Annotated in this window: 23 protein-coding genes; 13 read left to right on the top strand and 10 right to left on the bottom strand. The window is 60.2% G+C overall.

Features of this window, described 5'->3' with window-relative positions; all coding sequences use genetic code 11:
- Nucleotides 1–58: 58 nt before the first annotated feature.
- The 6 genes from AB7M32_RS01790 (at nt 59) to trpE (ending at nt 6621) form a co-directional block, all read left to right on the top strand.
- Nucleotides 59–1306, top strand: a complete 1248-nt coding sequence (locus AB7M32_RS01790) for an ABC transporter permease (protein ID WP_060740368.1) — start codon at nt 59–61, stop codon at nt 1304–1306.
- A gap of 13 nt (nt 1307–1319) precedes the next feature.
- Complete coding sequence (locus tag AB7M32_RS01785; RefSeq protein ID WP_454248912.1) at nt 1320–2144, top strand: ABC transporter permease; 825 nt, start codon at nt 1320–1322, stop codon at nt 2142–2144.
- A 208-nt stretch (nt 2145–2352) separates the two neighbouring features.
- A complete protein-coding gene (locus AB7M32_RS01780; protein WP_072405757.1) occupies nt 2353–3501 on the top strand; it encodes an iron-containing alcohol dehydrogenase in 1149 nt (382 codons plus the stop codon).
- A gap of 78 nt (nt 3502–3579) precedes the next feature.
- Nucleotides 3580–4254, top strand: coding sequence for a ribulose-phosphate 3-epimerase (rpe, locus tag AB7M32_RS01775; RefSeq protein ID WP_060740371.1), 675 nt, complete (start codon nt 3580–3582; stop codon nt 4252–4254).
- Nucleotides 4251–5069, top strand: coding sequence for a phosphoglycolate phosphatase (locus AB7M32_RS01770; RefSeq protein WP_454248911.1), 819 nt, complete (start codon nt 4251–4253; stop codon nt 5067–5069). The genes rpe and AB7M32_RS01770 overlap by 4 nt, the downstream gene beginning before the upstream one ends.
- A gap of 70 nt (nt 5070–5139) precedes the next feature.
- Nucleotides 5140–6621: an anthranilate synthase component I gene (trpE, locus tag AB7M32_RS01765; RefSeq protein WP_454248910.1), complete on the top strand. Its 1482-nt coding sequence runs from the start codon at nt 5140–5142 to the stop codon at nt 6619–6621.
- A 170-nt stretch (nt 6622–6791) separates the two neighbouring features.
- Here the strand turns inward: trpE and estP are convergent, their stop codons facing one another.
- Nucleotides 6792–8699 (bottom strand): esterase EstP, encoded by a 1908-nt coding sequence (gene estP / locus AB7M32_RS01760; protein WP_454248909.1) that lies wholly within the window; start codon nt 8697–8699, stop codon nt 6792–6794.
- 408 nt (nt 8700–9107) lie between these two features.
- On the opposite strand from estP, the gene AB7M32_RS01755 reads away from it, so the two are divergent.
- The 4 genes from AB7M32_RS01755 to AB7M32_RS01740 are packed head-to-tail and all read left to right on the top strand — an operon-like array spanning nt 9108 to nt 12298.
- Entirely contained in the window at nt 9108–9701 is a 594-nt protein-coding gene (locus AB7M32_RS01755; protein WP_454248908.1) for an aminodeoxychorismate/anthranilate synthase component II, read from the top strand.
- 9 nt (nt 9702–9710) lie between these two features.
- Nucleotides 9711–10760, top strand: coding sequence for an anthranilate phosphoribosyltransferase (gene trpD / locus AB7M32_RS01750; RefSeq protein ID WP_072405753.1), 1050 nt, complete (start codon nt 9711–9713; stop codon nt 10758–10760).
- On the top strand, nt 10757–11593 hold the full coding sequence (gene trpC / locus AB7M32_RS01745; protein ID WP_454248907.1) for an indole-3-glycerol phosphate synthase TrpC: 837 nt from the start codon (nt 10757–10759) through the stop codon (nt 11591–11593). The genes trpD and trpC overlap by 4 nt, the downstream gene beginning before the upstream one ends.
- A gap of 3 nt (nt 11594–11596) precedes the next feature.
- On the top strand, nt 11597–12298 hold the full coding sequence (locus AB7M32_RS01740) for a lipoate--protein ligase family protein (RefSeq protein ID WP_454248906.1): 702 nt from the start codon (nt 11597–11599) through the stop codon (nt 12296–12298).
- On the opposite strand, the gene crp is transcribed toward AB7M32_RS01740, so the two are convergent.
- A complete protein-coding gene (crp, locus tag AB7M32_RS01735; protein ID WP_003206128.1) occupies nt 12295–12939 on the bottom strand; it encodes a cAMP-activated global transcriptional regulator CRP in 645 nt (214 codons plus the stop codon). The two genes, AB7M32_RS01740 and crp, sit on opposite strands and share 4 nt — an antisense overlap.
- Nucleotides 12940–13172: 233 nt before the next feature.
- On the opposite strand from crp, the gene AB7M32_RS01730 reads away from it, so the two are divergent.
- Nucleotides 13173–13595 (top strand): OsmC family protein, encoded by a 423-nt coding sequence (locus tag AB7M32_RS01730; RefSeq protein WP_003206127.1) that lies wholly within the window; start codon nt 13173–13175, stop codon nt 13593–13595.
- A 131-nt stretch (nt 13596–13726) separates the two neighbouring features.
- On the opposite strand, the gene coq7 is transcribed toward AB7M32_RS01730, so the two are convergent.
- The 6 genes from coq7 to hemJ form a co-directional block, all read right to left on the bottom strand.
- Nucleotides 13727–14374, bottom strand: a complete 648-nt coding sequence (gene coq7, locus AB7M32_RS01725) for a 2-polyprenyl-3-methyl-6-methoxy-1,4-benzoquinone monooxygenase (RefSeq protein ID WP_060740380.1) — start codon at nt 14372–14374, stop codon at nt 13727–13729.
- Nucleotides 14375–14449: 75 nt separating this feature from the next.
- Nucleotides 14450–14788 (bottom strand): histidine triad nucleotide-binding protein, encoded by a 339-nt coding sequence (locus tag AB7M32_RS01720; RefSeq protein ID WP_072405750.1) that lies wholly within the window; start codon nt 14786–14788, stop codon nt 14450–14452.
- 81 nt (nt 14789–14869) lie between these two features.
- Nucleotides 14870–15658 (bottom strand): SDR family NAD(P)-dependent oxidoreductase, encoded by a 789-nt coding sequence (locus AB7M32_RS01715; protein WP_072405749.1) that lies wholly within the window; start codon nt 15656–15658, stop codon nt 14870–14872.
- Nucleotides 15659–15720: 62 nt separating this feature from the next.
- Nucleotides 15721–16686 (bottom strand): DUF805 domain-containing protein, encoded by a 966-nt coding sequence (locus tag AB7M32_RS01710; protein ID WP_454248905.1) that lies wholly within the window; start codon nt 16684–16686, stop codon nt 15721–15723.
- Nucleotides 16687–16737: 51 nt separating this feature from the next.
- A complete protein-coding gene (locus AB7M32_RS01705; RefSeq protein WP_092443193.1) occupies nt 16738–17706 on the bottom strand; it encodes an NAD(P)H-dependent flavin oxidoreductase in 969 nt (322 codons plus the stop codon).
- Nucleotides 17707–17741: 35 nt separating this feature from the next.
- A complete protein-coding gene (hemJ, locus tag AB7M32_RS01700) occupies nt 17742–18173 on the bottom strand; it encodes a protoporphyrinogen oxidase HemJ (protein WP_003206117.1) in 432 nt (143 codons plus the stop codon).
- Nucleotides 18174–18307: 134 nt separating this feature from the next.
- On the opposite strand from hemJ, the gene argC reads away from it, so the two are divergent.
- Together argC and erpA are read left to right on the top strand one after the other, a co-directional pair.
- Nucleotides 18308–19342, top strand: a complete 1035-nt coding sequence (gene argC / locus AB7M32_RS01695) for an N-acetyl-gamma-glutamyl-phosphate reductase (RefSeq protein WP_454248904.1) — start codon at nt 18308–18310, stop codon at nt 19340–19342.
- 106 nt (nt 19343–19448) lie between these two features.
- The gene (gene erpA, locus AB7M32_RS01690; RefSeq protein ID WP_003177727.1) at nt 19449–19799 is read left to right on the top strand and encodes an iron-sulfur cluster insertion protein ErpA; all 351 of its coding nucleotides are present in this window, start codon (nt 19449–19451) and stop codon (nt 19797–19799) included.
- A 68-nt stretch (nt 19800–19867) separates the two neighbouring features.
- Here the strand turns inward: erpA and AB7M32_RS01685 are convergent, their stop codons facing one another.
- Entirely contained in the window at nt 19868–20959 is a 1092-nt protein-coding gene (locus tag AB7M32_RS01685; protein WP_454248903.1) for an anhydro-N-acetylmuramic acid kinase, read from the bottom strand.
- 3 nt (nt 20960–20962) lie between these two features.
- Complete coding sequence (locus AB7M32_RS01680) at nt 20963–22381, bottom strand: peptidoglycan DD-metalloendopeptidase family protein (protein ID WP_454248902.1); 1419 nt, start codon at nt 22379–22381, stop codon at nt 20963–20965.
- Nucleotides 22382–22423: the final 42 nt, after the last annotated feature.

Genomic DNA, 22423 nt, shown 5'->3' with positions numbered 1-22423 from the left:
AAAAGAACAGAGGCGGCCCGCCGCCCCTGTAACGATAAAAAGATTTGCGGAGTTCGCCATGGCCATCGCCGTTCCACTGAACGCGGGCACCAGCCCCACCCTCAAGCAACGGCTCAAGCGCGCCGAGCGGGTCAACCGCTGGAAGGCCCAGGCCTTGATCGCGCCGCTGGTGCTGTTTCTGTTGCTGGTGTTCCTGGTGCCGATCGTGGCGCTGTTGTTCAAAAGCGTCAGCAACCCGGAAGTGGTGGGCGCCATGCCACGCACGGTCGCTGCCGTCGCGGCCTGGGATGGGCGCGGTTTGCCGGGCGAGCCGGTGTACAAGGCTGCCAGTGAAGACCTGGCCGAAGCCCGCAAGAATCAGACCCTGGGCGACTTGTCCAAGCGCCTGAACATGGAACTGGCCGGCTATCGCAGCCTGCTGACCAAGACTGCTCGGGCGTTGCCGTTTGCCACCGAGCCGGCTTCCTATAAAGAAGCCATGGAAAACCTCGATGAGCGTTGGGGCGACCCGGCGTACTGGCAGGTGGTCCGCCGCAACACCAGTAATGTCACCCCGTACTACCTGCTGGCGGCCGTCGATCACCGCATCGATGACCTGGGGGAACTGGCCCCGGCGACTCCCGACCAGGCGATTTACCTGGATATTTTCACCCGCACGTTCTGGATGGGCCTGGTCATCACCGCGATCTGCCTGGTGCTGGCCTATCCGCTGGCCTACCTGCTGGCGAACCTGCCGTCGCGCCAAAGCAACCTGTTGATGATCCTGGTGTTGCTACCGTTCTGGACCTCGATCCTGGTGCGCGTCGCCGCGTGGATCGTGCTGCTGCAGTCGGGCGGCCTGATCAACAGTGGCCTGATGGCCATGGGCATCATCGATAAGCCCCTGGAGCTGGTGTTCAACCGCACCGGTGTCTACATCTCCATGGTCCATATCCTGCTGCCGTTCATGATCCTGCCGATCTACAGCGTGATGAAGGGCATCTCGCCCACCTACATGCGGGCGGCGATTTCCCTGGGCTGCCATCCGTTCGCCAGTTTCTGGCGGGTGTATTTCCCGCAGACCTATGCCGGTGTCGGCGCCGGTTGCCTGTTGGTGTTCATCCTTGCCATCGGCTACTACATCACGCCGGCGCTGCTGGGCAGCCCGAACGACCAGATGGTCAGCTATTTCGTCGCGTTCTACACCAACACCAGTATCAACTGGGGCATGGCCACGGCGCTCGGCGGCCTGCTGTTGCTGGCGACCGTTGTGCTTTACCTGATTTACAACCGGCTGGTGGGTGCCAGTCGCCTGCGCCTGAGCTAAGGGGAGATCGAAAATGCTGAGTCCTTACATGTCTCCCATCGAACGGGTGTGGTACTACAGCTTGCGCACACTCTGCGGGCTGATCCTGTTGTTCCTGATTCTGCCGGTGCTGGTGATCATTCCACTGTCGTTCAACTCCGGCAGCTTCCTGGTGTACCCGCTGCAAGGTTTTTCGCTGCAGTGGTACCACGATTTCTTCGCCTCGGCCGAATGGATGCGGGCGTTGAAGAACAGCATCATCGTGGCCCCGGCGGCGACGTTGCTGGCAATGATCTTTGGCACGCTGGCGGCGATCGGCCTGACCCGGGGTGACTTTCCGGGCAAGGCGCTGGTGATGGCCCTGGTGATTTCGCCCATGGTGGTGCCGGTGGTGATCATCGGCGTGGCCAGCTACCTGTTCTTCGCACCGCTGGGGATGGGCAACAGTTTCCTCTCGCTGATCGTGGTCCACGCCGTGCTGGGCGTGCCGTTCGTCATCATCACGGTGTCGGCGACCTTGCAAGGGTTCAATCACAACCTGGTCCGCGCCGCCGCCAGCCTCGGGGCTTCGCCACTGACGGCGTTTCGTCGGGTGACCCTGCCGTTGATTGCCCCGGGCGTAATCTCCGGCGCCCTGTTCGCCTTCGCGACGTCGTTCGATGAAGTGGTGGTGACCCTGTTCCTGGCCGGCCCCGAGCAGGCGACGTTGCCACGGCAGATGTTCAGCGGCATCCGCGAGAACCTCAGCCCCACCATCGCGGCGGCGGCGACGCTGCTGATTGCCTTCTCGGTGATCCTGCTGCTGACCCTGGAATGGTTGCGTGGGCGTAGCGAGAAGTTGCGCACGGCCCAGGTCTGAAGGTCAGCGTTGTCCAAATGTGGGAGCGAGCTTGCTCGCGATCGCGATAGCGGTAGAGCATTTAACATTGATGCTGAATGTCAGTGCGTTATCGCGAGCAAGCTCGCTCCCACAGGGACCCAAGGTGTATTCATAAGCTGAATAGCAGACAACCCCCAATACCGAGCTATTCTTGTGCCAGCCCACACTCGAACAAGAGGCCGCGCACATGAGTCTTTCCTCATTCAAGATCGCCCATAAACTGATCACCGGTGCCGCTGCCATCGAGCAACTGGCCGCCGAGTTGACGCGCCTGGACGTCGACAACCCGCTGATCGTGACCGATGCGGCGTTGGTCCAGTCCGGCACCGTGGAGCTGGCCCTGCAACATCTGGGCGGGCGCGACTACGAGATTTTCGACCGGGTCATGCCGGACCCGGAAATCGCCATCGTCGAGGATTGCATGCAAGCCTACCGCGATGGTGGTCATGATGGCCTGATCGGCCTGGGCGGCGGCAGTGCCATCGACATTGCCAAGTGTGTGGGCGTCTATGCCGGCTACCACGGCGAGTTACAAGATATGTTTGGCGTCGATCAGGTGCCGCGCAAAGGCCCGCCCATGATTGCCATCCCCACCACAGCCGGTACCGGTTCGGAAGTCACCAACGTGGCGATCCTCTCCGACAAGGCCGCGCAGCTGAAAAAAGGCATCGTCAGCGATTTTCTGTTGCCGGACGTGGCGCTGGTCAGCCCACAGATGACTCTCACGTGCCCCCGTGGCGTAACGGCTTCCAGTGGTGTCGACGCGCTGGTCCATGCCATCGAGGCCTACCTGTCGCTCAATGCTTCGCCGATCACCGATGCCCTGGCTATCGGCGCAGTCAAGCTGATCAGCAAGGCGTTGCCCAAGGCCTACGCCAACCCCGCCCATCTGCAAGCCCGTGAGGACATGGCCACCGCCAGCCTGATGGCCGGCATGGCGTTCGGCAACGCCGGGGTTGGCGCGGTACACGCGCTGGCCTATCCGTTAGGTGGGCGCTTTCACGTTTCTCACGGTGTCGCCAATGCGTTGTTGCTGCCGTACGTCATGGCGTGGAACAAGATGGCGTGCGTCGAGCGCATGCGTGACATCGCCGAAGCCATGGGTATCAGGACGGCCCATCTGAGCGATATGGAGGCCGCCGACGAAGCCGTGGAAGCCATGGTTGCCTTGTGCGCCGCCGTGGAAATCCCCCAGGGCCTGAGTAGCCTGGGCGTGACCGAGGACGTGATTCCCTCCATGGCTCTGGAGGCCGTGGGGATCGAGCGGTTGATGCGCAACAACCCACGCAAGCTGACCGCCAGCGACATCGAGAAGATCTACCGCGCGGCGTATTGATCGACGGTCACGGTGGGCGCGCCAAATCTTGAGGTATACAATGCGCGCCATCGTGATTTCGCTCAAAACAGGTGCGTCATGCAGCCCTTCGCTATTGCTCCGTCGATTCTCTCCGCCGACTTCGCCCGCCTGGGCGAGGAAGTGGACAACGTTCTGGCCGCCGGGGCCGACATCGTGCACTTCGATGTCATGGACAACCACTACGTACCCAACCTGACCATCGGCCCGATGGTCTGCGCGGCGCTGCGCAAGTACGGCGTCACCGCGCCGATCGACGCGCACCTGATGGTCAGCCCGGTGGACCGCATCGTCGGTGACTTCATCGAAGCCGGTGCCACCTACATCACCTTCCATCCTGAAGCCACGCTGCACATCGACCGCTCCCTGCAGTTGATCCGCGAGGGTGGTTGCAAGGCCGGCCTGGTGTTCAACCCGGCAACGCCCCTGGACGTGCTCAAGTATGTGATGGACAAGGTCGACATGATCCTGCTGATGAGCGTCAACCCTGGCTTCGGCGGCCAGAAGTTCATCCCGGGCACCCTCGACAAGTTGCGCGAAGCTCGGGCGCTGATCGATGCCTCGGGGCGTGACATCCGCCTGGAAATCGACGGTGGCGTGAACGTGAACAATATCCGTGAAATCGCCGCGGCCGGCGCCGACACGTTCGTCGCGGGCTCGGCGATCTTCAACGCCCCCGACTACAACGAGGTGATTGCAAAAATGCGCGCCGAACTGGCCCTGGCGCGCCCATGAGCGGCTTCGAGCAGCTGTTCCCCGGCACTTTGCCGCGCTTGGTGATGTTCGACCTCGATGGCACATTGGTCGATTCAGTCCCGGACCTCGCGGCGGCCGTGGACAGTATGCTGCTCAAGCTCGGGCGTCCGTCCGCCGGCATCGACTCGGTGCGCCACTGGGTGGGCAACGGTGCGCCCATGCTGGTGCGCCGGGCCCTGGCCAATCACATCGATGCCCAGGGCGTCGATGACGCCGAAGCCGAGCGGGCGCTGGAGCTGTTCAACGAAGCCTACGAAGGCAACCACGAGCTGACGGTGGTCTACCCCGGTGTACGTTCCACGCTCAAGTGGCTGAAAAAGCAGGGCGTGGAAATGGCCCTGATTACCAACAAGCCGGAACGCTTCGTTGCGCCGCTGCTGGACCAGATGAAAATCGGCCGCTATTTCCGCTGGATCATCGGCGGCGATACCTTGCCACAGAAAAAACCTGACCCGGCCGCGCTGTTCTTCGTGATGAAAATGGCGAACATCCCGGCTTCCCAATCCTTGTTCGTCGGCGACTCGCGCAGCGATGTGCTGGCGGCCAAGGCGGCAGGGGTCAAATGCGTGGCGCTGAGTTACGGCTACAACCACGGCCGGCCCATCGCCGAAGAGTTTCCGACGCTGGTAATCGACGATTTGCGCCTGTTAATTCCCGGTTGCCTGGACCCGGCCGCTGAGATAACGTTGCCCGACGCTGTTCAATCCTCTTCTGGAAACGCCATCGTGGTGGTCACTCGCAAACTCTGGATGAAAGTCATGAAGGCCCTGGCCCGCTGGCGTTGGCGCGCCTGACGTGATCCTGGCCGGTTATCCGGCGCGTTTGCATACCTGACTGTCAGCTCCTCTTGCCACGAGGCATCCCATGATCCGTGAAGAATTCCTGCGTCTAGCCGCTGCCGGCTACAACCGCATCCCCCTTGCCTGCGAAACCCTGGCCGACTTCGACACGCCGCTGTCGATCTACCTCAAGCTGGCCGACCAGCCCAACTCCTACCTGCTCGAATCGGTACAGGGCGGGGAAAAATGGGGCCGTTATTCCATCATCGGCCTGCCGTGCCGTACGGTGCTGCGGGTCCATGACCATCGCATCAGCGTGACCCACGACGGTGTCGAAATCGAAAGCCTCGACGTCGAAGACCCGCTGGCATTCGTCGAAACCTTCAAGGCCCGCTACAACGTGCCGACCATTCCTGGCTTGCCGCGCTTCAACGGTGGCCTGGTGGGGTATTTTGGCTACGACTGCGTGCGCTACGTGGAAAAACGTCTGGGCACCTGCCCGAACCCCGATCCCCTGGGCGTGCCGGATATCTTGCTGATGGTCTCCGACGCCGTCGTGGTCTTCGATAACCTCGCCGGCAAGATGCACGCCATCGTCCTGGCCGACCCGTCCCGGGAAGATGCCTACGAGCAAGGTCAGAAAAGCCTGCAGGCGCTGTTGGAAAAACTCCGTCAGCCGATCACGCCGCGTCCGGGCCTGGATTTCAGCAAGCAGTCGGCGGCCGACCCGGTGTTCCGTTCCAGCTTCACCCAGGACGATTACGAAAGGGCTGTCGATACCATCAAGGAATACATCCTCGCCGGCGACTGCATGCAGGTGGTGCCGTCGCAACGGATGTCCATCGACTTCAAAGCCGCGCCCATCGATCTCTACCGGGCGCTGCGCTGCTTCAACCCGACGCCCTACATGTACTTCTTCAACTTCGGCGACTTCCATGTCGTCGGCAGTTCGCCAGAAGTGCTGGTGCGGGTCGAAGACAACCTGATCACCGTGCGCCCGATCGCCGGCACTCGCCCCCGTGGTGCCACGGAGGAGGCTGACCGGGCGCTGGAAGAAGACCTGCTGTCGGACGACAAGGAAATCGCCGAGCACCTGATGCTGATCGACCTGGGGCGCAACGATACCGGGCGGGTCTCGGAAATCGGTTCGGTGAAACTCACCGAGAAGATGGTCATCGAGCGTTATTCCAACGTGATGCACATCGTGTCCAACGTCACCGGCCAATTGAGGGCCGGGCTGACGGCCATGGATGCCTTGCGGGCGATCCTGCCGGCGGGCACCTTGTCCGGCGCGCCAAAAATCCGCGCGATGGAAATCATCGATGAACTGGAGCCGGTCAAGCGAGGGGTGTACGGCGGGGCCGTGGGTTATTTCGCCTGGAACGGCAACATGGACACCGCGATTGCCATCCGCACTGCGGTCATCAAGAACGGCGAGCTGCACGTGCAGGCCGGCGGCGGCATCGTTGCCGACTCGGTGCCGGCATTGGAATGGGAAGAAACCCTGAACAAACGCCGGGCGATGTTCCGCGCCGTGGCGCTGGCCGAGCAGACCTCGAACGACTGAAGGCCTCCAATAACTGTGGCGAGGGAGCGAACTCCCTCGCCACAGGTCCTTCAGCGACTCGATCAAAATGTGGGAGCGAGCTTGCTCGCGATGAGGCCGTCATATTCAACCCATAGGTCGACTGACAGTCCGCTATCGCGAGCAAGCTCGCTCCCACAGGCTCGCCTCGATCAGAAGTCCAGGCTGACGCCTAGGCTCACCCCTTGCTGGGTCAGGTCATCATCCTTGCGCAGTGTATAACCGCCCCGCAGCGCCAGGTCGTTGGTCAACTTGTGGCTGACCCCCAGGCTCAGGCGATTCAGGTGGCTCTGTGGCGTGTAGCCTTCCAGCGTGAAGTCGTTGGCTGGCAGGCTGTTGAGGGCGATGTTGACCTTTTGCGTGTCGTCTTCGTACTCGCGCTCGTGGGCATATTCGCCAAACACCTGGGTCTGCCGGGTGATGTTGTATTTGCCCTGCAAGCCAATGCCCAGGCGTTTCGAGTCGCGGGTCTGGTCATCGAAGGTCAGGGCCGTGGAGCGGTTGCTCTTTTCCGAGTAGCCATCGACTTCCACCTTCGCATAGTCAGCGCTGATAAACGGCGAGAGGTGCCATTCGCTGCCCGGCTGGGCAATGTCGTAGCCCACCCGCGTGCTGAATGCCCAGAGATGGCCATCTGTGTCGCCCTTCTCTTGCGCTTCGTTGACGCCCAGGTCGAACTTGCGCTCCAGGTTGTCGTAGTCGAGCTTGCCGCCAGTCAGTGCCGCATCGGCCCACCAGCGGTTTTGCTGGAACTGGGCGAAGGCGGTGGCCAGGTAGCTGTTGAGCTTGTACTTCGAGTCGTTGTGGCCTGCTTCCATGTCCTGGCGGTAGAGGCCGGCGGCGACACCTACGCGCCAAGCCTCGTTGAGGCGATAGCTGCCGCCGACGTTGAGGCTGTAGCCGCTGCCGTCGGCGCTGGCGCCGCTGCCCTGGCTGTCCATGTCCAAGTGTTGGCCGCCACCCGCCACGATGGCTCGCCACTGGCCGACCGCCTGCCAGTCCTCCCAGTCCGATTGCCACTGGCTGCGCAACTCATCTTGGTGGGCGCGCAGGGTCGAGTGGGCCATTTCCGGTAGCAACGTCAGTTCCCAGGGCGCCGCAAGCAGGGAAAAAGCGTAGTCGGCGATCAGTTTTTGCCCGGTTTCGGTTGGATGGACCGCGTCGTTGTAGATCAGCTTGCTGGGGTCTGGCGTGGCGCTGTTGATGCCATAGGTGGCATTTTCCGTGCAGCCGTTGCCGCTGAAGCAGGTTGCGGTGAGATTCTCGCCGGTGGCGAGGCCGAATCTTGCCGGATCGGCGAAGCTTTCTTTCAGCAGAAGCGGAATGTTCAGTGGAATGATTTCAGCGTCGATGCCTTGCAGGCGTGTGATCAGTTGTTGGTTGAACTGATTGCCCAACTGCGAAAAGGTGTCCTGCAAGGGGCCGCCGTTGAGGGCCGGCGTCAGGCCCAGATCGGGCAACAGCCAGACCATCACATAGCGGGCACCGGCCGTCTGCAGCACCTGGACGCTGTCGGCCAGGCGGTCCGCGGCGGCGTTCGCTTGCGCGGTGTTCAGTACCCGGCCTTGAAGGAAGTCGTTACCGCCACCGGAAAGGTAATACAGCGCATTCGGATCGGCACGCAGGCCATTGGATTGCAGATAGCCGGGACGGCTGCGTTCGCCGGTGTCGGATACACCGGTAATCGATTCGAGGATCTGGTCGGTACGATAACCGCCCACCGCCCAGTTATTGCCGTCTGCCAGCCCTTGGTCGGCGCGGACCGCCGAGGTGGAGGCGGCGGTCTCGTCGGCGGAATAACCCAGGCGCCCACCGAGCAGTTGGGTGGAGTTGGCCGAATAGGCTTCACCGCTGCCGTCCGTATAGATCGGACCGGTTCGGTTGGTATAGCGCTCGGTCGAGCCGGGCGGGCCATTCGGGTCGGCGAACTGGCCTGCGTCATTGAGGCTGTCGCCGAACACAATGAACTTGGAGTACGGGTTGGGGGCGGCGCTCGCCTGGGCGCAGGCCATCGCCAGCAGGCAACCGGCAATCGGTACGAACAACGTCTTTTTGATCATGGGAAATCCGTTTTTATTTTTTTGTTGTTAGAAAACGAAACGACAGTACCAAAAACTTTCGGCGTTTTGCCATCTATCCGGAACGTCGCGATTGTTTCAAAGCCCTTCGGGAACGGTCATATTGCGTGCTCCGTCCAGCTAAGCTACTGTGCCGGAACGTATGAACGAGACTTCCCCTGTGTCGATTGCCAGCAAACTTCTGGATCAAATGATCAAGGCACACGCCCGTTGGCGTTGGCGCGCCTGAACATTCTCCGCCGGCCTCGCCGGACCTGTACCGATTTGCCTTCTTTACCCGCTGTAGAACCGCTTCGCCGGGGCATCAATCGCCTCGCCAAGCGCAGCAGCGTGCGGGTCACTCTCTGAAGGCTGTGTTTAAAGTCAGTGAATTCAATAGGTTGCTTAGCCATGTTGCTGATGATCGATAACTACGACTCTTTTACCTACAACGTTGTGCAATACCTTGGCGAGCTGGGCTCCGAGGTCAAGGTCGTGCGCAACGACGAACTGACCATCGCCGAAATCGAAGCCCTCAAGCCTGAGCGCATCGTGGTTTCCCCCGGCCCGTGCACGCCGACCGAAGCGGGCGTTTCCATCGACGCCATCAAGTATTTCGCCGGCAAGCTGCCGATCCTGGGTGTCTGCCTGGGGCATCAGTCGATCGGCCAAGCGTTCGGTGGCGACGTCGTGCGCGCCCGACAAGTCATGCACGGTAAGACTAGCCCGGTATTCCACGAGGACAAGGGCGTGTTCGAGGGACTGAATCGTCCGCTTACCGTAACCCGCTACCACTCTTTGATCGTCAAGCGCGAAACGCTGCCTGACTGCCTGGAATTGACGGCCTGGACCCAGCTTGAAGACGGCTCGGTCGATGAGATCATGGGGTTGCGCCACAAGACACTGAATATCGAGGGTGTGCAATTTCATCCCGAGTCTATTCTCACCGAGCAGGGCCACGAGCTGTTCGCCAACTTCCTCAAACAAACCGGCGGCACGCGCTAAGGACTTTTCATGGATATCAAGACAGCCCTGAGCCGTATCGTCGGCCATCTCGACTTGAGCACCGACGAGATGCGCGATGTGATGCGCGAAATCATGACCGGCCAATGCACGGATGCGCAGATCGGCGCGTTCATGATGGCCATGCGCATGAAGAGCGAGAGCATCGATGAAATCGTCGGCGCCGTGTCGGTGATGCGTGAACTGGCGGACAAGGTCGAACTCAAGACGCTGGACGGCGTGGTTGATGTCGTCGGCACCGGTGGTGATGGCGCCAATATCTTCAACGTTTCCACCGCCTCGTCGTTTGTGGTCGCGGCGGCTGGTTGCACCGTTGCCAAGCACGGCAACCGCGCGGTCTCAGGCAAGAGCGGCAGTGCCGATTTGCTGGAGGCAGCCGGCGTCTACCTGAACCTGACGCCGATTCAAGTGGCGCGCTGCATCGACAATGTCGGCATTGGTTTCATGTTTGCCCAGACCCATCACACTGCCATGAAACATGCCGCCGCGCCGCGTCGTGACCTGGGCCTGCGGACACTGTTCAACATGCTCGGCCCGCTTACGAATCCGGCCGGCGTGAAGCATCAAGTGGTTGGGGTGTTCAGCCAGGCGTTGTGCCGGCCATTGGCCGAAGTCCTGCAACGCCTGGGCAGCAAACACGTGCTGGTGGTTCATTCGAAAGATGGCCTGGATGAATTCAGCCTGGCGGCGCCCACATTCGTGGCCGAACTAAAAAATGATCAGATCAGCGAGTATTGGGTCGAACCTGAAGACCTCGGCATGAAAAGCCAGAGTTTGCATGGCCTGGCGGTCGATGGTCCGGCCCAGTCGCTGGAGTTGATCCGCGATGCCCTGGGTCGCCGCAAGACCGAGAATGGCCAGAAAGCCGCCGAGATGATCGTGCTCAATGCCGGTGCTGCGTTGTACGCCGCCGACCACGCCAGCAGCCTCAAGCAAGGCGTGGAACTGGCCCATGATGCGCTGCACACTGGCCTGGCCAGGGAAAAACTCGAAGAGTTGGGTGCATTTACCGCCGTATTCAAAGTGGAGAACGAAGGATGAGCGTGCCAACGGTTCTGGAAAAAATTCTGGCTCGCAAGGCCCAGGAAGTGGCTGAGCGCCGCGCGCGCATCAGTCTGGCCGAGCTGGAAAACCTGGCGCGTTCAGCGGATGCGCCGCGCGGTTTTGCCAAGGCTCTGATGGATCAGGCCAAGAAAAAACAGCCGGCGGTCATTGCCGAAATCAAGAAAGCTTCCCCCAGCAAGGGCGTGATTCGTGAGCACTTCGTCCCGGCCGACATTGCACGGAGCTACGAGAAAGGCGGTGCGACCTGCCTCTCGGTGCTGACCGACGTCGACTTTTTCCAGGGGGCCGACGATTACCTGAAGCAGGCACGGGCGGCGTGCAAGTTGCCGGTGATCCGCAAGGATTTCATGATCGACCCGTACCAGATCGTCGAGGCGCGTGCGCTCGGCGCCGACTGCGTGCTGTTGATCGTTTCCGCCTTGGACGACGCAAGAATGGCCGAGCTGGCGGCCGTGGCCAAGAGCGTCGGGCTCGATGTCCTGGTGGAAGTCCATGATGGCGACGAGTTGGAACGAGCCCTGAAAACCCTCGATACCAAACTGGTCGGCGTGAACAACCGCAACCTGCACACCTTTGAAGTCAGCCTGGAAACCACCCTGGACCTGTTGCCGCGCATCCCGCGTGATCGCTTGGTCATCACCGAAAGCGGCATCCTCAACCGGGCCGATGTCGAGTTGATGGAAGTCAGCGACGTGTACTCGTTCCTGGTGGGAGAGGCGTTCATGCGGGCCGAGAATCCGGGGACTGAATTGCAGCGACTGTTCTTTCCTGAACGAGGCCTGCCAGTGAGCAGCTCGACGCTGGACTGATCCATGTCGCCTGTGATTTCCCTCAGCGTCGAAGCTGGCCTGCAAGCCGAACAGGACCTGTTGGCCAGCATCTGCGCGGGCGACGCCGAGTTCGGCCTGCTGTTCTGGCAGCCCAATGACCGCGCGCTGGTCATGCCGCGTCGCTTGAGTCGGCTGCCGGGGTTCGAACACGCCAGTGAAGTATCGGCCGCCCAAGGCTGGCCAGTCCTGCTACGTGAAACCGGTGGCGAGCCGGTGCCGCAATCGGCCGCTACCGTCAATATCGCCTTGGTCTACGCGCCACCGCGCAGCGAAGGCGACCACGGCCGCATCGAAACCGGATATCGCCGGTTGTGCGACCCCATCTGCCAATTGTTGGATGAATTGGGCGGGGTGGCTTCGCTGGGAGAAGTGGACGGGGCTTTTTGCGACGGGCGCTTCAACGTCAACCTCGACGGCCGGAAAATGGTCGGCACCGCTCAGCGCTGGCGCCAGAGCAAGGGGGGGCAACGTCCGGTGGGTCTGGTGCATGGCGCGCTTTTGCTGGAGAACGAGCGCGAGTCCATGGTCGCGGCAGTCAATCGCTTCAATGAGGCCTGTGACCTGGAGCAGCGAGTGCGTGCCGAGAGCCACATTGCCTTGCGTGAAAAATTCCCGGCGCCTCACGCGCTGGAGCGACTCGAGGCGCTGTACCGGGAATTACAGACCCAACTGCTGGGTGCTTAACGCGTTCCGAACACCACCATGGTCTTGCCTTTGACGTTGACCAGGTTGCGCTCTTCCAGGTCCTTGAGTACGCGACCGACCATTTCACGCGAGCAACCGACAATCCGGCCAATCTCCTGGCGGGTCACCTTGATCTGCATGCCGTCCGGGTGCGTCATGGCATCGGGCTGCTTGCACAGCTCCAACAGACAACGTGCGACACGTCCGGTGACGTCGAAAAATGCGAGATCGCCGACCTTGCGGGTGGTGTTGCGCAGGCGCTGTGCGATTTGTCCGCTGAGGACGTAAAGAATGTCCGGGTCTTGCAGGGACAGTTCTCGGAATTTGGCGTAGCTGATTTCCGCAACTTCACATTCAATCTTGGTCCGCACCCAGGCGCTGCGTTCTTGTTCCTTGCCCGCCTGTTCGAACAAGCCCAGCTCACCGAAAAAATCTCCGGAATTGAGGTAGGCGATGATCATTTCCCGACCGTCATCATCTTCTATCAGGATAGTGACCGAGCCCTTGATGATGAAAAACAGCGTCTCGGACCGATCTCCTGCACAAATGATGTTGTGTTTGGCTGGGTAGCGGCGGCGCTGGCAATGCATCAAGAGCTTGTCGAGATTCTTGATCTTGAACGTGGGAGTAATGGCAACCATGGTTGTATCCCGAAAGACTGCGCGGTGTAGTGGTTTGGTTTTTTATGAAGGCGAATAGCTATCCCTAAAGATGGCCATACGCCAGCGAGTTGGCGCCAGCTTAACAGAGGCGTCCTCAATAGATTTGAGAATTTACCTACAGGCCGACAGGACGGGGCTCCTAAGACGAAGAGCGGTCATGGCGAAGCGCTGTGCTAAGCTGGCGACCCTTTTTTAACAGTGGAGTCTTGGCGATGAAGGCACGCATCCAATGGGCTGGCGAAGCCATGTTCCTCGGTGAGTCAGGCAGTGGTCATGTGGTCGTCATGGACGGCCCGCCAGAGGCCGGTGGTCGGAACCTGGGTGTTCGGCCGATGGAAATGCTCCTGTTGGGCGTCGGCGGTTGCAGCAATTTCGACGTGGTCAGCATTCTTAAAAAGTCCCGCCAGGCCGTCGAAAGCTGCGAAGCGTTTCTGGAAGCGGAACGTGCTACCGAAGATCCAAAGGTATTCACCAAGATCCACATGCACTTCGTGGTGAAGGGGCGAGCCTTGAAGGAAGCCCAGGTCAAGCGGGCCATTGAGCTGTCCGCCGAGAAATACTGCTCGGCTTCGATCATGCTCGGCGCCGCCGGCGTCGAAATCACCCACGATTATGAAATCATCGAATTGGGTTGAGTCGATCTCAATGGCGAAGCCCGCAACTCGCCGCGTTGAAATCCTGAACTAAAGAAAAAGGCGACTCCCGCTGGAAGTCGCCTTTTTCATTGGCGTTGCAGTGGGGATGGGTTTTCAGTCCCCCATCTCCGTCAAATCCGATAAGTGCTCTTAGTCATGACCTTGGCCAGCAGGCTCATGCCGAACTTCACCGGGGCCGGAAAACGGAAGCCGCCGGCGTCAAGTGCACTTTCTGCATGGTGTTCTTCATCCACGCGCATCTGCTCGAGGATCGCCCGGGACTTTTCATCCTCGGCCGGCAGTTGCTCCAGGTGTTCGTTCAAGTGCTTGCACACTTGATGCTCGGTCGCGGCAACGAAGCCGAGGCTGACTTTATCGCTGATCAGGCCAGCGACGGCGCCGATTCCGAATGACATCCCGTAGAACAGCGGGTTCAGGACGCTGGTGTGGCTGCCCAGTTGGCGAATGCGTTGTTCACACCAGACCAGATGGTCGATTTCTTCCTCGGCGGCGTGTTCCATTGCCTCACGCACCTGGGGCAGCTTCGCTGTCAGCGCCTGGCCCTGATAAAGCGCCTGGGCACAGACTTCGCCGGTGTGGTTGATACGCATCAATCCGGCGACATGGCGGGTTTGCTCGTCACTCAGTTGCGCGTCCGGTTGCACGATAGCCGGTGATGGGCGGTACGGCTGGCCACTGAAGGGCAGCAGGGTGCGCATCGCGGTATCGGCTTGCAGCAACAGACGGTCAATCGGCGAGTAGTGACGTTGGGTAGTCATGCTTACCTCCGGGAAAAATCACAGCGGCCAGTTTAACCCAATCGGCCGCCGAAGATTTGCGTTGGGTCAGGGGTATCAGCCCGGCGGCCAGTGCATCTGGCGCTGACCCAGCACATGCATATGAATGTGATAGACCGTCTGCCCTCCCAGTTCATTGCAATTCATCACCACGCGAAAACCTTCTTCACAGCCCAACTCCAGTGCCAGGCGCTGGGCAGTGAACAGAATGTGCCCGGCCAGGCCCTTGTCTTCTTCGGTGAGGTCATTGAGCGTACGGATCGGTTTTTTCGGAATGACCAAAAAATGCACGGGTGCCTGCGGGGCGATGTCGTGGAAGGCCAATACCTGGTCATCCTCGTAGATGATCTTTGCCGGGATTTCCCGGTTGATGATCTTGGTAAACAGAGTATCCACAGCTGTTTTCTCCGTTGGGTTCGTCGAGCTCGGGTGTCGTGAAGGCTCCGTTGGGGCGCCTGGTTGTTCAACATGAAGGAATCAGCGTGGGCAGTAAGCCTTGTTGATCATGCCGGCGATGGTCCGGACCAGCCATCGCGATCCCAGTCGCGGCAGTACGGCCAGCCAGCGATTGCGGCGTCCAGGAATGATGATGGCGCGGTTCTTGTCCAGTGCGCGTACGGCGTACAGGGCAACTTCCTCCGGGCTCATCAGCAACTTGCTGTCGATGAGTTTCTGTTCGTCCATCTGCGCCTTGGCGAAAAAGCCGGTCCGGGTCGGCCCAGGGCAAAGCACCGAGACCTTGATCGCGCATTTCTTCAGTTCAACTCGCAGGGCTTCGGAAAAATGCAGTACATAGGCCTTGCTGGCGTAATAAGTACTCATCCAGGGGCCGGGTTGGAATGCGGCGATCGAGGCAACGTTGAGGATCTGGCCGCCGCCGAGCAGCGCCATGCTATTACCGATGGCGTGACAAAGCCGTGTCAGGGCGAGGATGTTGACTTCGATCAGGTCCTGCTCGGTCATCCAGTCCTGGCCCAGGAACGGCCCACTGGTGCCGATGCCAGCACAATTGACCAGCAGATCGATCTGCCGCTCGCTTTCCTCCAGTTCCAGCAGAAAGCCTGAAAGCCTCAGCGGTTCGCCCAGGTCACAGGCCCGGAACAATACTTCCACGCCGAACCGCTGAGTCAGTTCGATTGCAATACTTTCCAGCCGATCACGCTGTCGAGCCACCAGTATCAGGTTGCGGCCGCGCCGGGCCAGCGCTTCGGCCATGGCCAGGCCGATACCGCTGGAAGCGCCAGTGATCAGTGCGTAACGGGTCATGCAGTTCTCCATCGCAATAGCCCGCCGCCAGTTGACTGGGCTGTCACCGGCATGAAGCGCGCTTATTGTTCCTCTTCTTCTTCATAGTCTACAGAAGGCGCAGCGGGCTCGGCTGCCTCGACGGCGGGCTCTTCAGAGGTTTCGTTGCTGGACTCGCTGCTTTCATAGCTGCTCAGGCTGCTGCTGTCGTAGTCCTCCTGAAGGGCCCCGAAGATGCCGGCAAAGGTGGCCATGAAAATCAGGACGATCATCACCAGCCAGAGCGAGGCCAGCAATTTGACCGCTGTGGTGTTGCGCGGCGGCGGCGGGCCGTACTGGTTTGCGCCGGTATTGCCCGGAGCGATGATTAGGATGAAGGGGAAGATGCTGCCCACGAACGGAACCAGGTTGATCAGCCACAACCACCCCGACCAACCGAGATCATGCAGGCGCTGGACGTTGAACTGGATGCTCACGAAGGCAAAGGCTAGCACGACGACTGCGGCGAGCAGGCCGCCGACGATGAGTCCCGCGACCGAGTCGGAAGCTAGCAGCCAGGCCGTGGACAGCCAGAAGCCTATGCCGACCAAGGGCAGTAGGGCCAGGGTCAATACCATGGTCCAGGCCAGGTAGCGTAGACGGCCGATACGCCCGTCGAAACTGAAGGGTTTGAGTGTGCCGTACTCGGCAAGCGCTTCACCGACTTCGGCGCGGGGAGGCGCGTATGGCGAGGCGGGCTCGACGATCGAATCGGGATGGCGTCCGCTCGGTTGCCGTGATGCCTCCTGTACCTCGTCAAGGTTCAGTTGGACGACGGGTTCGGCTTCGATCCTGGCATCGATTCCGCTCTTGTTGAGCGCTTCCAGATACTGCTGCGCCTCGCTCTGGGACAGGTTGCTTTTGAGAGCTACCTTTCGACCGGTGAACAGTCGTTCAATGGCGCTGACATCGCTTTTGAACAGCTCGGCGAGGTTGAGCTTGGCGGTGGTGGTATCGACGCCCGGCATCAGGCCGCCGTCAAATACGATGTTGAAACGGGTTTCGCTCATGCCCGGCATCCTTGTCTCTTAAAGTTGATGAGTTGTTTTGTTCAGGCTGATTCAGCGGGGCCATTGCCCACCAAGCTGCGCCGCCCGGGCTTGTGCCTGACGGTATTCTTCATCCAGGCGTGCCACCAACTGATCGACGCTGGGCAAATCATCGATTTCACCCACGCCCTGGCCAGCGGACCATACGGTTTTCCAGGCCTTGGCTTCATCGTTCAGCGGTTTGAGTTTCGAGCCGAAATCCACCTGGCCTTTGTTCTGCAGGGCGGCCAGATCGAAACCGGCGTTCTCCAGGCTCTGGCGCATGAAACTGGCCGGTACCCCGGATACAGCGGGAGTATGCACGATGTCTGCGGCTCTGGATGTGAGCAACATCTCTTTATAAGCGTCAGGTGCGTGGCTTTCGCTCGTACCGATAAAGCGCGTACCGAAGTAGGCCAGATCCGCGCCGAGCAATTGTGCGGCCAAGATCTGATGGCCGTGGTTCAGGCATCCTGCCAGCAGCAGGGTCTTATCGAAAAACTGCCGGATCTCGGCAATCAGTGAAAACGGGCTCCAGGTCCCGGCGTGCCCACCTGCGCCAGCAGCAACGGCGATCAAGCCATCGACACCGGCTTCGGCGGCTTTCTCGGCATGCCGTCGGGTCGTCACGTCATGGAACACCAGGCCGCCGTAACCGTGAACCGCGTCCACCAACTCTTTCACCGCACCCAAGCTGGTGATGACAATCGGCACCTTGTGTTCGATGCAGATGGCCAGGTCGGCCTGAAGTCGCGGATTGCTGTGATGAACAATCAGGTTTACCGCGTAGGGCGCCGGGTTTTCCAGGGTTGCCAAGCCTGCTTCGATTTCTTCCAGCCAGGCCTTGAAGCCGCTGCTTTCGCGCTGGTTCAACGCCGGAAAGCTGCCGACAATGCCATTGCGGCAGCAGGCCAGTACCAGTTGTGGATTGGAAATCAGGAACATTGGCGCCGCCACGACGGGCAGTCGCAAGCGTTGTTCAAGCAGAGCGGGCAACGACATTGGAAGTACCCCGGATAATGGAGGCTGATTGGAGGTTAGAACGGTCGAACGACGACCAGAATTACGATAGCCAGCAATATCAGAACCGGCACTTCATTGAACCAGCGATAAAAGACATGGCTGCGGGTGTTTTCGCCACGGGCGAAGCGCTTTACCTGGGCGCCGCACATATGGTGGTAACCGATCAGCAGCACGACCAGGGTCAACTTGGCGTGCATCCAGCCTCCCTGGGTGAAGTAGGCGCCGGCATTGAGACTGAGCAACCAGATGCCGAATACCAAGGTGGCAATCATCGCCGGGCCCATGATGCCGCGGTACAGCTTGCGCTCCATGACGCTGAAGCGTTCTTTGCTGACACTGTCTTCGCTTTGGGCGTGATAGACAAACAGGCGAGGCAGGTAGAACAGGCCGGCGAACCAGCAGACCATGCTGACAATGTGAAGTGCTTTGAGCCACAGATAGAGCATTTTTAGTTATTCCTCGATTCACGGTAGCTCGATAGTAGAGGTTAGAGCGGCCACACGTCACCTTGACGGTTGTCGCCACGCCCTGCGGCCCCTATCATCGACGGCTTTCCAGTGGGTTCGTTGAGGGCAGGTTTATGGTCAAGGTCGGTATCGTCGGCGGCACGGGTTACACCGGTGTCGAACTGCTGCGTCTTCTGGCACAGCATCCGCAGGCTGAGGTGGTGGTCATCACCTCCCGATCCGAGGCCGGCCTGGCCGTCGCCGACATGTATCCGAACCTGCGAGGCCATTACGACGGCCTGGCGTTCAGCGTTCCGGACGTCAAGACCCTCGGCGCCTGCGATGTGGTGTTCTTCGCCACGCCCCACGGTGTCGCCCACGCCCTGGCCGGTGAACTGCTGGCCGCTGGAACCAAGGTGATCGACCTGTCGGCGGACTTCCGTCTGCAGGACGCCGATGAGTGGGCCAAATGGTACGGCCAGCCCCACGGTGCACCGGAGTTGCTCGAAGAGGCGGTCTACGGCTTGCCGGAAGTCAATCGCGAGAAAATCAAGCAGGCTCGACTGATCGCCGTACCGGGTTGCTATCCAACCGCTACACAGTTGGGCTTCTTGCCGTTGCTTGAGGCCGGTCTTGCCGATACTTCGCGTCTGATTGCCGACTGCAAGTCCGGTGTCAGCGGTGCCGGGCGTGGCGCCAGTGTCGGCTCGCTGTATTCCGAAACGTCGGAAAGCATGAAGGCGTACGCGGTCAAGGGGCATCGCCACCTGCCGGAGATTCGCCAGGGGTTGCGCCGGGCAGCGGGCAAGGACGTCGGCCTGACCTTCGTGCCGCACCTGACGCCGATGATTCGTGGCATCCATTCCACCCTTTATGCGACCGTCGTCGATCGTTCGGTGGACCTGCAGGCATTGTTTGAGAAGCGTTACGCCGACGAACCGTTCGTCGACGTAATGCCAGCCGGCAGCCATCCGGAGACCCGTAGCGTGCGCGGTGCGAACGTTTGCCGGATCGCCGTGCATCGCCCGCAGGACGGTGACCTGGTGGTGGTATTGTCGGTCATCGATAACCTGGTCAAGGGCGCGTCCGGCCAGGCGGTGCAGAACCTGAACATTCTGTTCGGGCTGGAGGAGCGCCTGGGGCTGTCCCATGCGGGGATGTTGCCGTAAAAGCAGTTTGCCGCAGTCCCGCAAATAGTTGACCGATTTTGTAGGAGAAGCGGATAATGCCCGCCATCACGCATTATGGCGGCGTAAGCGCCGGGAGATATTCAGCATGAGCGTCGAAACCTTCACCCCCACGGCTTTGCAATTCACCCACGGTGCCGCGCACAAGGTGAAGAGCCTGGTCGATGAAGAGGGCAATGATCGTTTGAAGCTGCGCGTATTTGTTACGGGTGGCGGTTGTTCCGGTTTCCAGTACGGCTTCACTTTCGATGAGGAAGTGGCCGAAGACGACACCATCGTCGAGCGCGAAGGGGTCAGCCTGGTGGTCGATCCGATGAGCTTCCAGTACCTGGCAGGTGCCGAGGTGGATTATCAGGAAGGTCTGGAAGGGTCGCGTTTCGTGATCAAGAACCCTAACGCCACCACGACCTGTGGGTGCGGTTCTTCGTTCTCGATCTGAGACAGCTCCAATAAAAACGCCGCAGTGCTTTACGGCCCTGCGGCGTTTTTTTGTCCGTAATCTTGATCTCAGGCCGGGTAGATGGCGCCGAGTACGCGCAAGCCACGGGCGCCAGTGACACTTGGACGGTTGCCCGGAATACCTTCAAGGCAGCAATGGGCGAGCCAGGCGAAAGCCATGGCTTCGACCCAGTCCGGGTCCACGCCATACACGGCCGTACTGCTGACCTTGGTATCCGGCAGCGCCTCGGCCAGGCGCTTCATGAGCGCCTGGTTGTGCGCGCCGCCGCCGCAAATCAGCAACTCCTGGGTATTCGTTTGGGCATGCTGCAGTGATTCGACGATGGTCAGGGCGGTCAGTTCGAGCAAGGTCGCCTGTACGTCTTCCGGGGCGAAGGTTGGCAACTGCGACAAATGCTGGCTCAGCCAAGGCAGGTTGAATACCTCACGGCCGGTACTTTTCGGCCCCTTGGTGACGAAGAAAGGATCGCTGAGCAGGGCCTTGAGCAGGGCTGGCTCGACTTTCCCGCTGGCAGCCCATTGGCCGTCACGGTCGAAATGGTCGCCTCGTTGTTGATGTATCCAGGCATCGAGCAATACGTTACCTGGGCCACAGTCGAAACCGGCTACAGGTTTTGCGGGCTCTATCAGGCTGAGATTGCTGAAGCCGCCGATATTCAACACGGCACGATTACCAGCTCGTTCCTCGAACAGTGCTTCGTGAAACGCCGGTACCAGTGGGGCGCCTTGTCCGCCAGCGGCGACATCACGGCTGCGGAAATCGCTGACGACGGCGATGCCGGTCAATTCGCTCAACAGGGCCGGATTGCCGATTTGCACGGTAAACCCACGGGCTGGTTCATGGCGGATGGTCTGACCGTGGCTGCCAATCGCCGTGATGTCTTCAGGCTTGAGTTTCTGTTCGTCGAGTAGGGTATGGATACCCTGGGCGGCCAGCTTTACCCAACTTTGCTGGGCAATGGCGGAGCGGGCGATTTCATCGGGCCCGCTGCTGCACAGTTCGAGTAATTCGGCGCGCAGGGTGGCGGGCATGGGGATGTAGTGCGTGGCAATCAATTTGATCGCCGGGGCCAGTTCGATCAGTGCGATATCCAAGCCATCCAGGCTGGTCCCGGACATCACACCGATATAGAGCGCCATGGCTTAGCGCTTGCTCGAGGCCAGCATAGTGGCTTTCTCTTGATCCATGCGAGCCATCAAGGGTTGGCTTTGCGCCAGGAAGCGCGCGCGTTCGCCCTTGGCGATCGGATCGGCCATCGGTAACTTCTGGCCAAGCGGATCGACATGGACGCCGTTGACCTGGAACTCATAGTGCAAGTGCGGTCCGGTGGACAGCCCGGTGGTACCGATGTATCCGATCACCTGGCCTTGCTTGACGGTGCCGCCAGTCTTCACGCCTTTGGCGAAGCCCTGCATGTGGCCGTACAGGGTGCGATAGGTGTTGCCGTGCTGGATGATCACGGTATTGCCATAACCGCCGCGACGTCCGGCCAGCAATACCTTGCCGTCGCCGGCCGCCTTGATGGGCGTACCGCGGGGGGCAGCGTAGTCGACACCTTTATGGGCGCGGATCTTGTTCAGGATCGGATGCTTGCGGCCGGCGGAGAACTTCGAGCTGATGCGGGCGAAGTCAACCGGTGTACGAATGAAGGCCTTGCGCATGCTGTTGCCGTCGGCGGTGTAGTAGCTGCTGTTGCCTTGCTTGTTGGTGTAGCGCACCGCGGTGTATGTCTTGCCGCGGTTGGTGAAGCGCGCGGAAAGAATCGGGCCGTTGCCGACGCTCTTGCCATTGACCACTTTCTGCTCATAGATGACGTCGAATTCGTCACCCTGGCGAATGTCCTGGGCGAAGTCGATGTCGTAGCCGAAGACGCTGGCCATGTCCATGGTCAAGCTATGGGAAAGGCCGGCGCGTGCAGCTGACTGGGACAATGAGCTGTTGATGACGCCATGGACGTAGGCCGAGCGAACGGTGGGCTTGGCGGTGACACGGTTGAATACATAACCCTTGTCGTTTTTGGTCAGGGTGATGCTTTCCAGGTCGCTCAGCTTAGTGTGCAGATTGTTCAGTTGCCCGTCTGGATTGAGTTCGAATTCGAGTTTCTGACCGCGTTGCAGTTGAGTGAATTGCTTGGCTTGCTTGTCGCTGGCCAGGATTTCGTGAACCGATGTGGAGGGCAGGCCAACCTTTTCGAAGAGGGTGGAAAGCGTGTCGCCCTTGGCAACGATCACTTCGCGGTGTTCCGGGCCTTTCTTTTCCTGGGCAACAGGTGCTTCTACCTGAACGGCGGCCTGGGCAGTGTCTTCCGGGCTGTTTTCAATCTGCGCAAAAGGAGAGGCAGCCGGTTCGTTTGTGGCTTGAACGGCTTCGGCGGCGTCTTGTTCTTGTGTCAGTTGTTCAGCAGGACTTTCCAGTTCAAGACTCAGAGTCGTCTTTTTGGCTTCAACATCGCTGGAGGGAAACACCAGGAGTGCCAGGCTTAGGAGGGCTGCGATGCCGCTGGCGGCAAGCAGGTGGGTCTTTGGGTAAAGCGGCGGCGCTTTAGACGGTTCTGTGGTCATAAGTAATTTTGACTTTTGAAAAGATGAATTGGAAAAGATGAA

It is taken from the genome of Pseudomonas sp. R151218B TE3479, from assembly GCF_053629195.1.
The sequence above is the reverse complement of the archived record's forward strand: the minus strand, read 5'-3'. Positions and strand labels throughout refer to the sequence as shown.